Annotated in this window: 9 protein-coding genes; 2 read left to right on the forward strand and 7 right to left on the reverse strand. The window is 65.7% G+C overall.

Annotated elements, in window-relative coordinates:
• Positions 1-20 precede the first annotated feature (20 nt).
• Positions 21-401 carry an ElaB/YgaM/YqjD family protein gene (locus PQQ53_RS26500; RefSeq protein ID WP_408146417.1) on the forward strand — a complete coding sequence of 127 codons (381 nt, stop codon included), beginning with the start codon at positions 21-23 and terminating at the stop codon, positions 399-401.
• Positions 402-578: 177 nt separating this feature from the next.
• Here the strand turns inward: PQQ53_RS26500 and PQQ53_RS26505 are convergent, their stop codons facing one another.
• The 7 genes from PQQ53_RS26505 to pilM form a co-directional block, all read right to left on the reverse strand.
• Complete coding sequence (locus tag PQQ53_RS26505) at positions 579-1784, reverse strand: deoxyguanosinetriphosphate triphosphohydrolase (RefSeq protein ID WP_408146415.1); 1206 nt, start codon at positions 1782-1784, stop codon at positions 579-581.
• Positions 1785-1859: 75 nt separating this feature from the next.
• Positions 1860-2945, reverse strand: coding sequence for a 3-dehydroquinate synthase (gene aroB, locus PQQ53_RS26510; protein ID WP_408146413.1), 1086 nt, complete (start codon positions 2943-2945; stop codon positions 1860-1862).
• Positions 2945-3496: a shikimate kinase gene (locus PQQ53_RS26515; RefSeq protein WP_121315876.1), complete on the reverse strand. Its 552-nt coding sequence runs from the start codon at positions 3494-3496 to the stop codon at positions 2945-2947. Before PQQ53_RS26515 ends, aroB begins: the two co-directional genes overlap by 1 nt.
• A gap of 106 nt (positions 3497-3602) precedes the next feature.
• Positions 3603-5342: a type IV pilus secretin PilQ gene (locus PQQ53_RS26520; RefSeq protein WP_408327317.1), complete on the reverse strand. Its 1740-nt coding sequence runs from the start codon at positions 5340-5342 to the stop codon at positions 3603-3605.
• Positions 5339-6259 (reverse strand): hypothetical protein, encoded by a 921-nt coding sequence (locus PQQ53_RS26525; RefSeq protein WP_408327320.1) that lies wholly within the window; start codon positions 6257-6259, stop codon positions 5339-5341. Before PQQ53_RS26525 ends, PQQ53_RS26520 begins: the two co-directional genes overlap by 4 nt.
• Positions 6256-6981, reverse strand: coding sequence for a PilN family protein (locus tag PQQ53_RS26530; protein WP_408155301.1), 726 nt, complete (start codon positions 6979-6981; stop codon positions 6256-6258). Before PQQ53_RS26530 ends, PQQ53_RS26525 begins: the two co-directional genes overlap by 4 nt.
• Positions 6978-7970, reverse strand: coding sequence for a pilus assembly protein PilM (gene pilM / locus PQQ53_RS26535; protein ID WP_408146405.1), 993 nt, complete (start codon positions 7968-7970; stop codon positions 6978-6980). The genes PQQ53_RS26530 and pilM overlap by 4 nt, the downstream gene beginning before the upstream one ends.
• A 265-nt stretch (positions 7971-8235) precedes the next feature.
• Between pilM and PQQ53_RS26540 the strand changes: the two genes are divergently transcribed.
• A complete protein-coding gene (locus PQQ53_RS26540) occupies positions 8236-10632 on the forward strand; it encodes a penicillin-binding protein 1A (protein ID WP_408327323.1) in 2397 nt (798 codons plus the stop codon).
• The last annotated feature ends 111 nt before the right edge of the window (positions 10633-10743 follow it).

The following is a 10743-nucleotide window of genomic DNA, read 5'->3' on the forward strand; positions in this document are numbered from 1 at the left end:
CCCTCATCGACGGAGCGACCATGACAGCACTTCCGAATACGAGAGACGCCCTCGGCGAATCCTGGACCAGCACGAGCCGCCGCGCACGGCGCATCGCCCGCCATAGCCGCCATGCTGCCGAAGACATCGCGGGCGAGTTGCGCACGCTGTTGACCGAACTCGAATCCACGCTGGCGGACGGCACCCATGCCGACGCCGTGGCATTGCGCGGCAAGCTGCGCAAACAGCTGGACGCCGCGCGCACCCGCCTGAACGACACCCGCGAAGTCGTGCGTGAACGCGCTGAAGTCGCGATGTCCGACGCGGACGATTACGTGCATGAAAATCCGTGGCAGACGATTGCCATCGTCGGTGGGGTGGCGCTGATCGCGGGCGCGCTGTTCGCGTCGCGGTTGCGCTGAGGTACGCCGAAGGTGCACTTCCGTGTACGCCTGAGTTGCACTCGCAGGCTGCGCTGAGTGAAGAGTCGAGCCGCCATCATTCCGGCGGCTTTGACTGACGGCTATCAGTTGCGATCGCGAATGTGCGGTTGCGTCGGCGCCCGAGCTCGGCGCCGACGTGCGTTCGCGTGGTGCTGGCTAGTTGTCGTCGATCACGAACAGCCGCTGATACTCCTTCACCGCATAGCGATCCGTCATTCCCGCGATGTAATGGGCAATCAGTCGCGGCTGCTGCGTCACGTCCGCCGACTGATAAGCCGGCGGCAACAGCCGCGGGTCTTCGGTGAACGCGTCGAACAGGCCGACCACCACGCGGCGCGCCTTGTTGGCCATGCGCATCACGCGGTAGTGGCGATACAGGTTCTTGAAGAGGAAGCGCTTGAGCGCCGCAGCCTGGGCGGCAATCGCGTCGCTGTGCGCGACGAGGGCGGGCGCGGCGCGCACGGCGTCGAGCGAGGCCGGCGCATGCCGGACGATGTTCTCCCGCGTCGTATCGATCAGGTCGACGATCAGCGTGTTGATGATCCGGCGCACCGTCTCGTGAATCAGCCTGCGCCCTTCGATCTGCGGAAAATCGCGACGCGACGCCTCGAAATGCGTCTGCCACAACTCCACTTCGGCAAGCTGCTCGACCGTGAGGAGGCCTGAGCGCAAACCGTCGTCGACGTCGTGATTGTTGTACGCGATCTCGTCGGCGACATTCGCGATCTGCGCTTCGATGGACGGCTGGCGTCCTTCGAGAAAGCGCTCGCCCAACGCACCGAGCCGCCGCGCGTTTTCTCGCGAGCAATGCTTGAGGATGCCCTCGCGGGTTTCGAAGCACAGGTTCAGGCCGTTGAACGCGCCGTAGTGCTCCTCCAGATCGTCCACCACCGCGAGACTTTGCAGGTTGTGCTCGAAGCCGCCGTGCTCGCGCATACATTCGTTCAGCGCGTCCTGGCCGGCATGGCCAAATGGTGTATGGCCGAGATCATGAGCAAGCGAAATGGCTTCGACGAGGTCTTCGTTGACGCGCAGATTGCGCGCCACAGAGCGCGCGATCTGCGCGACCTCCAGGCTATGGGTGAGGCGCGTGCGAAACAGGTCGCCCTCGTGATTCACGAACACCTGCGTCTTGTATTCGAGCCGGCGGAATGCCGTCGAGTGAACGATGCGGTCGCGGTCGCGCTGGAACTCGGTGCGCGCGCTCGGCGCGGCTTCGGGATAACGGCGGCCGCGCGATTGCGCGGAATGCGCTGCGTACGGCGCGAGGTGCGCTTCGAGTGCATCCTGTGTGGGCACGGCGATCGCCGCCATGCCTGCCGCGGGGTCATGCTGTACATCGTCGCTGCGCCTGTCAGTCACCGGGTTCTCCGAAACATGGGGCGGCGCCTCGTGACGCTGGTGCGTGATGCGTAGCTGGGAATTGCCTCGTCGTGTCTAGACGGCGGCGGCCAGCGTGGCGTGCACCTCGGCATCGGGCGCCTGGGTGATCAGCGTCTCACCGAAACGCTTCAGCAGAATGAATTTGATCGCGCCGGCTTCGGCCTTCTTGTCGACCTGCATCAGTTCGACATAGCGCGTTTCGCCGAGCGCAGGCGCTTTGGTCGGCAAATGCGCGGCTACGATCACGTCGACGAGGCGCCGGCGCGCAGCATCGTCGAGATAGCCCATGCGCACGGACAGATCCGCCGCCATCGCCATCCCGCAGCCGACGGCCTCGCCGTGCAGCCACTCGCCATAGCCGAGGCCAGCCTCGATCGCGTGGCCGAACGTATGGCCGAAATTGAGGATCGCGCGCAGTCCGCCTTCGCGCTCGTCCTTGGCCACCACCGACGCCTTGATCTCGCACGAACGCTTGACCGCCTCCGTCAACGCCTCCGGTTCGCAGCGATTCAACGCCTCGATGTTGGCTTCGATCCAGTTGAAGAAATCAGCGTCGGCGATCGCGCCGGTCTTGATCACTTCGGCGACGCCCGCCGCCAGTTCACGCGCAGGCAGCGTGCGCAGCGCGCCGATGTCGGCGATCACCGCCTGCGGCTGGTAGAACGCGCCGATCATGTTCTTGCCGAGCGGGTGATTGATGCCGGTCTTGCCGCCCACCGACGAATCCACCTGCGACAGCAACGTAGTCGGCACCTGAATGAACGGCACGCCGCGCATATAGCAGGCCGCGGCAAAACCCGTCATGTCGCCGATCACGCCGCCGCCCAGAGCGATCAGCGTGGTCTTGCGATCGGCGCGCGAGCCGAGCAGCGCGTCGAAGATGAGGTTCAGGGTGCCAAGGTTCTTGTGCGCCTCGCCGTCCGGCAAGACGACCGTCGACACCTGCTTGCCGAGCGGCGCGAGCGCGGCGCGCAGCGTGTCGCCGTAGAGCGGGTCGACCGTGGTGTTCGTGACAATGGTGACCGAACTGCCGGCGATATGCGGCGCGAACAGCGCGGTCTGGCCGATCAGATCGGCACCGATATGGATGGGGTAGGCGCGCTCGCCCAGTTCGACGTTGACGGTAATCATACGGTCCATTATGACGCAGGATGTTTGGCGACGCCGGCCATCTCGAGCTGCATCAGAACCATGTTGACGAGTCCGTTGACCGACGGCCGGCCGGTTTCAATCACGAAATGCGCGCATTCGCGGTAGAGCGGGTCGCGCACTTCGTAGAGCGCTTCGAGGCGCGCTTTGGGATCTTCGGTCTGCAACAGCGGGCGGTTCTTGTCGCGCCGCGTGCGCAGCCACAGGTCGTGAGGATTGGCCCGCAGATAGATCACTACGCCGTTGTTCTGGAGCGCCGCGCGGTTTTCCGGCCGTAGCACCGCGCCGCCGCCCGTCGCCAGCACGATATTGTCGCGCCCGGTGAGCTCGGAAATCACGCTCGCCTCGCGCTCGCGGAAGCCCGCTTCGCCTTCCATCTCGAAGATCACCGGAATGCGCGCGCCCGTGCGCGCCTCGATTTCATGGTCGGAATCGAAGAACGGGCGATCGAGACGGCGCGCAATGGCCCGGCCCACGGTGGTTTTCCCTGCCCCCATGAGACCTACAAAAAAAACATTGGCGTGTGCGTCCCGCGCTTGCAACGGTGTCCTCTGGCTAATCCGGTATGGTTCGTGCCGCAGCTTACTGGCAAAGCGGCTGCCTTGTCGAGCCTACGCGCCGCCGCTGGCGAGCGGCGGCGGCCTGCCCCTAATTTATCGGAACGACGCTCGGCGTGATGAATACCGCCAGTTCGCTACGCTGGTCGCGATGTGCCCGATTGCGGAAAAGCGCGCCCAAAATGGGTATTTTGCCCAGGACAGGGACCCGAGTCATATCGTCCCGGTCATCGGACGCGTAAATTCCGCCGATCGACACCGTACCACCATCCTCGACTTCGACGCGCGTTTGCACGTGTTTGGTGTTGATCGCGGGCCCGGCGTCGGTCTGTTCGCCGACGCTGTCCTTGGCGACATCGAGGTCCAGCACCACCCGGCCGTCCGGCATGATTTGCGGCTCGACCTCCAGTTTGAGCGTGGCCCGGCGAAACTGCACGCCCGACACGCCCTGCCCCACCTTGGCCTGATACGGCAGCTCGGTGCCCTGCTCGACCACCGCCTTCATCCGGTCGGCGGTGACGACCCGCGGGCTCGAGATGATTTTGCCGCGCCCCTCCGCTTCGAGCGCGCTCAACTGGATATTCAGCAGCCGCGTCGCGCCGGCTGCGAACAACGTGAGCCCAGCGCTGGCGGCGTCGAAGCCGGAAATCGGGCGGGCCGACAGATCGTAGACGGTGCCGTCCGTGCCGCCGCCCAAGCCTTTCGCCGTCCCGTCGGTACTCGTGGCCGCCAGCGAGAGCCGCACGCCGAGGTTGCGCGAAAAGCCGTGATCGCCCTCGACGATGCGCGCTTCGATCAGCACTTGGCGAGTCGGCCGGTCAACGGCAACGAGCAGCGCCGCGATCTGTTCGAGGCGCCCCGCAAGATCGGTCACGAACAGCAGATTGGTGCGCGGATCGGCGGTCACGGCGCCGCGTTTGGACAGCACGCGCTGCGTACCCGAGCCGGTCAACAGGCGCCGCACGTCCTCGGCGTGCGCATAATGCAACTCGAAGGTGCGGCTCGCGAGCGGTTCGAGATCGGCGGCCCGCGCGTGCGCTTCGAAACGCTGCCGCTCGCGCGCGGCCAGATCCGCGACGGGTGCGACCCAGATCACGTTGCCGTGCCGCTCCATCGCGAGGTTGTTGACGTCGAGCAAGGTATCGAACGCGGTGCGCCACGGCACCTTGTCGAGGCGCAGCGAGACGGCGCCGCGCACTCGTTCGCTCGCGACGATGTTCATCCCCGTGAACTCGGCAAATGCTTTGAGCACGGCGCCAAGTTCGGCACGCTGGAAATTCAGCGAGATCGGTTTGTCGTCGGCGGCGAGGCGCGCGTCGGCTGCGCTCCTGGGTCCGTTACTCAGACGCACGCGCGGCGGCAGCGGCACCGGCGGACCTTCGAGTGCGCCGGCGTCGACGCTATCGTCGTGAGGCGCAGCGGACGACTGTTTTGCGCCCAGCGGCACGGAGCCTTCGGCGGCAGCGGCGAAATCGTCCATGTTGGCGCTGTAGTTGGCTGACGGCGCGGCCGTTCGCGCTGCCATAGGGTCCTCCGCCGGATTGTCGCGAAACGGATTCGGCACTTCGCCGGAAACGGCGCGCGGCAGCGGGGCTGCGCCGTACGCGGGATCGGCAGGCGCCACCGCGTCGTCGAGCGGCATGAAACCCGGCAACGGCGGCAGCAGTGGTTGCGGTGGCGTCGAAGCCTGCGCGATGCCTGCACCGAGTGCCGCGCTGATGTAAAGGCCGATGCACGTTCGAGCGCAACTATGCGCGCGAAAACCTGGAGATGCGCGAGCACCGATGCGCGCACACGTCGCAAGCCATGGCTTCGTCAGTCTTTTCGTCATGAAGCCTCCGCGAGTGCGAGCGTGCGCGTCGTATCGCCTCTCGCGAGCGTAATGCCGAGCGCGTCGAGCCGCGTCACGCGCTCGGCGCCAAGCTGCTGCCCGGATGCGACGGTGGTCGCGCCGTCTGGCGTATCGAGCAGGGCCAGGCCGTGCGTGCGATCGCGCAGCACGCCGACCAGACGCATTTGCGAGATATCGGGCAACTCGCCGGCTGCCCGCACCTGCGGTTGCACGAACGGGTCGAAGAACACGATGTCCTCGTCGTCGTCCGCGTCGAGGCTCACGTCGTCGAACGCGTGCGCGGCGTCATTCGAAGAAGCGGGCCGCAGCGCACTGAACACGCGCAGCGTCCCACTCACCGACAACGACGCGGCGTCCTGCTTGACGGTCACATCGACGGGAACGATCAGCACCGGCAAGTCCGACAGTCCGTGCAGAAACGCCATCAGGTGGACAAAGTCCGTGCGCGCGGTGAGCTGCAAAGGGCGCATGCGTTCGATGCCATCGCCACTGACCGCACCTGGCTCGAGCGCATACAAAGCGACGTTATTCGCGGCAGCCAATTCCGAGACGATGCGCACGTCGTCCGCGGAACTCCACGAGGCAGCCGGCGACACGGCGGGGCTCGCCGTGGCTTTGCGGCGCAACGAGGGCAATTGCGCAAGCGAGCGGCGCGCGTGCGCAAGACGCTGAACACTCGCGGCCAATGCCGTGCGGCTCGCCTCGACACCGCCGAGATCGGCGACGATCCAGCCATGCGCGCCCAGCCCGAACACCAGCATGGCGATCAGCAACGCGACCAGCCAGCGCTGGCGCCGGCTCCACGCAGCGAGCGGCAACCGCAACCGTTTGGTCAACTGGGCAACAGAGAATTGGGGGTTGGCCACGCCGCCCGTCCCGACAAAGATCGTACTCATTTCACACCTCCCGACGGTTCGGACTTCGCAGGACGCGCCGCCGCGGCGGCAGCAACGTGGGCGGCTTTCGGCGCCGGCTCGTCCCAGCGCAGACGTGCGCCGAATTCGACCGGGCCGCTCACGCTTTCATCCGCGGGCGAGTTGCCGCGCGCCGTCGGGCGATGCAGGTCGCTCATCTCCGCGCCCTTCACGCCGTGGATCGCACTCAGGCGCTTGAGCCACTCCGCCGACGCGAGATGTCCGTGCGATGTCGCCAGCAACTCGGTTTCGTGCTCACGCTGGCGCAACTGCCGCAATACCACGCCTTCGCCAGGTTCGAAACTCAACGCTTCGAGCAGATCGAGCAGATGCGCGAGCGGCTCGGACAAGCTCGTCGCACGCGCCGCATGCTTGCGCATTTCGTCTTGCTCGCGCAGCAAGGTGGCGTGCTCTGCGAGCGGCGCGGACAATCCCGCCAGGGCGTGCTCGATCGACGCGCGCTGTGCATCGAGACGCGTCTTCTCGAAGGCCTGCCACCCGGCCAATGCGAGGACAGCGGCACACCCCGCGAGCACGGCGCCGCCCCATTCGCACGCACGACGCCGCCGCGCGAGCCGCACGTCGCGTTGCCGGTACGGCAGCAGGTTGAAACCGCCGAGCCACGGCTGCGTGAGACGCGCGGCACGCGACGGAACCGCTGCGCGCGAACCAGCCGCGCCGGAAAAGAAAAGGCCGCGCATCATTCGATCACCCCGCGCAATGCAAGCCCGAACGCGACAGCCCCCGCCGGTTCATTCAGCAACTCGTCGCTCAGCGGCCGCACGAGCCCACCCAGCACCGAGCATTCGAACGGCAACACCGTGCAGCCCAACACGTCCGCGATATCGGCCAGCGTGAAACCCACGCCGTCGAGCAGATCGACTTCGCCGCTCACCAATGCGCAGTCGAGTACGGGACCATGCACGAGATCGCGCAACGCGTCGGCGAGATCGGCATGCTCGGGCGCCGGATAACGCATTTCGCCAGCGATGGAGTCGTCCACGATGCGCCAGCCGTACACGCCGTCCGTGCCAATCCACAGCGCCACATACGGCTCGAGCGGATCGAGTTCGCGGCTCGCCGCATAGCGCATTGCGCGCAGCGCCGCATGCGGCTCGCCATCGACGGCGGAGAGCGAAATGCCGGCCGTCGCCGCGCACTCCATGCGCGCTTCGAGATGCTGGCGCGCGGTGGCGGCGATCTTCACCGAGCGAATCGGCGACGGCGTTTCATCGACCGACCAGTCGACCGCCAATGCATGCCGCTCGATTCCCGCGATGCGCTCCGCCTCGCCCATCACCGCAGGCTCCAGTGCGGCCAATGCATGGCCGCCGTCGTCCGCGCAATGGCTTTGCGCAGCGAGCCGCGCGAGCGGCACCGTGGTGGTCGACGTGGCCGATGCGGGCACCGCCATCGCGCACCGCAATGCGTGCGTCGCACACGCACGCGGCAAACCGGCGAACGCGTCGCGCAACGCACGCGCCACCGCCTGGCGGTCGGCGATCTCCGTGCCGGCCATCGCACCGGCGGCAAGCGCGACGGTGCTGACATATTCGAGATATAGCGCGCCGTGTGCGCGCGAGCGCTGACTCACCACGACGAGACGCACGTTTTGCGAACCGACGTCGATCCCGGCGCCGAAACGCTGACGCCCTGATCGCACGGCCTGAAGCCACGAATTTCTGAACCCCATCACGCCCTCCCTCTGACTCTCGCGACGAACCATTCGAACGCGAGTGACGAGGGAGAATTGTGCGTAGACGCGCCGCCGCGCGACACTCAGCCGAATGGCTAACGTTGCGCAGCACGCGCCCTGCGTGCGATCAAAGCGACTACAGTGAAGCTACAGTGAAGTCATTCCCGCGCCCTGCGCGCAGACCTGACAGCACGTCTCGTAAGCGAGCCGAAAGCTAAAAACCGAGGCGGCTATAATCGCGGGACTGTTTTTTGGTGCACATATGCAATCCACGTCTCCTACGTCCCCGCCGCCCACGCCTCAGAAGCGCAAACGCCCGCTATGGCTCAAGCTCATCCTCGGCTTTTTCGGCCTGATCGTCGCGGGCATTCTGTGCGTGCTGCTGGTACTCGGCTATGCGCTCGTCGTCGCCACGCCGAATCTGCCCTCGCTCGATGCGCTGACCGACTATCGCCCGAAAGTGCCGCTGCGCATCTATACGGCCGACCACGTGCTGATCGGCGAATTCGGTGAAGAGCGGCGCGACATCGTGCACATCCAGGACGTGCCCGATAGTCTGAAGAAGGCGATCCTCGCGATCGAAGACGCGCGCTTCTACGATCACGGCGGTGTCGACCTCACCGGCATCGCGCGCGCCGGCTTCGTCGCGCTGACCAACGGCCACGCGACCCAGGGCGCCAGTACGATCACGATGCAGGTGGCGCGCAACTTCTTCCTGTCGAGCGAGAAGACCTATACGCGCAAGATCTACGAGATGCTGCTCGCGTACAAGATCGAGTCGAAGCTGACGAAAGATCAGATTCTCGAGGTGTACATGAATCAGATCTATCTCGGCCAGCGCGCGTATGGTTTCGCCAGCGCGGCACGCGTGTACTTCGGCAAGGATCTGAAGGATCTGACGCTGGCGGAGTCGGCGATGCTCGCCGGTCTGCCGAAGGCGCCGTCCGCGTATAACCCGGTGGTCAATCCGAAGCGTGCGAAGGTGCGTCAGGAATACATCCTGCAGCGCATGTACGAACTGCACTACATCACTCAGGAACAATACGACGATGCCAGCAAACAGGCACTCGTCGTCAAGGGTGCAGGCAAGGAATTCATCGTGCACGCGGAGTACGTCGCGGAAATGGTACGGCAGATGATGTACGCGCAGTATCGCGAAGAAGCGTATACGCGCGGCCTGAATGTCGTGACCACGATCGATTCCGCCGATCAGGACGTCGCCTACCGGGCGCTGCGCAAAGGTCTGATGGACTATGAACGCCGTCACGGCTATCGGGGTCCGGAGGCGTTCATCAATTTGCCGGCCGACGCCGGGGACCGGGAACAGGCGATCGACGACGCGCTGCTCGAACATCCGGACAACGGCGAGATCATCGCGGCAGTCGTCACCGCGGCGAGCCCGAAGCAGGTGCAGGCCACGTTCATCGACGGCAATGTGGCGACCATCGAGGGCGATGGCCTGCGCTTCGCGCAGTTCGCGCTCGGGCCGCGCGCGCAGCCGAATCAACGCGTGCGGCCCGGCGCAATCATCCGCCTCGCGAAGAACGACGACGGCGACTGGTCGATCACGCAACTACCGCAAGTGGAAGGCGCGTTCGTTTCAGTGATCCCGCAGGACGGTGCGATTCGCGCGCTGGTCGGCGGCTTCGATTTCAACAAGAACAAATTCAATCACGTGACCCAGGCCTGGCGTCAGCCGGGTTCGAGTTTCAAGCCGTTCATCTATTCGGCGTCGCTCGAAAAGGGGCTCGGGCCGGCCACCATCATCAACGACGCGCCGCTCTTTTTCAGCGCCGCCGAAACCGGCGGCCAGGCGTGGGAGCCGAAGAACTACGGCGGCGGCTTCGATGGTCCGATGACCATGCGCACCGCGCTGCAGAAGTCGAAGAACCTGGTGTCGATCCGCATCCTGAACCAGATCGGCCCGAAGTACGCGCAGCAGTACATCACGCGCTTCGGCTTCGACGCGGAGCGTCACCCGGCCTATCTGCCGATGGCGCTCGGCGCGGGTCTCGTCACACCGTTGCAGATGGCGGGCGCGTTCTCGGTGTTCGCGAACGGAGGTTACCGCGTCAATCCGTATCTGATCGCCGAAGTCACCGATCAGCGCGGCATCGTGGTGGCGCACGCGCAGCCGCTGGTGGCCGCGCAAAGCGCGCCGCACGCGATCGAGCCGCGCAACGCGTACGTGATGAACAGCCTGCTACAGAGCGTCGCCCAACGCGGCACGGGCGCGAAGACCAACGTGCTCAAGCGGACCGATCTGGCCGGCAAGACGGGCACGACCAACGATTCGCGCGACGCATGGTTCGCCGGTTATCAGCACACGCTCACGGCGATCGCGTGGATCGGCTATGACAACCCGCGCAGCCTCGGCGACAAGGAAACCGGCGGCGGCCTCGCGTTGCCGGTGTGGATCGATTACATGGGACGCGCGCTCAAAGGCGTGCCGGAATACAAGATGGCGCGCCCCGACGATGTGACCGAAGTCGGCTCGGAGCTTTACTTCGCCGACTTCACACCGGGGCACGGTTTCGTCGCCACGGTCGGCGTCAGTCAGGCGACGCTGGACGCAGAGGCGAGCGCGGCGGCCGCCGCGCCCCAACAGGTCGGCGAACAGGAAAAGCAGGACATCATGAATCTGTTCCGCGGACACTGACGCGTCGTCTGGTGCCACTGGAAAAACAAAACCGCCGCGCTCGAGAGATGCGCGGCGGTTTTTGTTTTGGGCGTCTGATTTGCGCTTCGCAGCGTTGGGGGGGGGGGGCGC

This window comes from Paraburkholderia strydomiana (assembly GCF_046030495.1).
GTDB classification, from domain to species: Bacteria; Pseudomonadota; Gammaproteobacteria; order Burkholderiales; family Burkholderiaceae; genus Paraburkholderia; species Paraburkholderia strydomiana_A.

Bases quoted from the DNA above. Each gene is read 5' to 3' on its own strand.
- PQQ53_RS26500 (WP_408146417.1), top strand. From the start codon at position 21: ATGACAGCACTTCCGAATACGAGAGACGCCCTCGGCGAATCCTGGACC.
- aroB (WP_408146413.1), bottom strand. From the start codon at position 2,945: ATGGACCGTATGATTACCGTCAACGTCGAACTGGGCGAGCGCGCCTAC.
- PQQ53_RS26520 (WP_408327317.1), bottom strand. From the start codon at position 5,342: ATGACGAAAAGACTGACGAAGCCATGGCTTGCGACGTGTGCGCGCATC.
- PQQ53_RS26525 (WP_408327320.1), bottom strand. From the start codon at position 6,259: ATGAGTACGATCTTTGTCGGGACGGGCGGCGTGGCCAACCCCCAATTC.
- PQQ53_RS26530 (WP_408155301.1), bottom strand. From the start codon at position 6,981: ATGATGCGCGGCCTTTTCTTTTCCGGCGCGGCTGGTTCGCGCGCAGCG.
- pilM (WP_408146405.1), bottom strand. From the start codon at position 7,970: ATGGGGTTCAGAAATTCGTGGCTTCAGGCCGTGCGATCAGGGCGTCAG.
- PQQ53_RS26540 (WP_408327323.1), top strand. From the start codon at position 8,236: ATGCAATCCACGTCTCCTACGTCCCCGCCGCCCACGCCTCAGAAGCGC.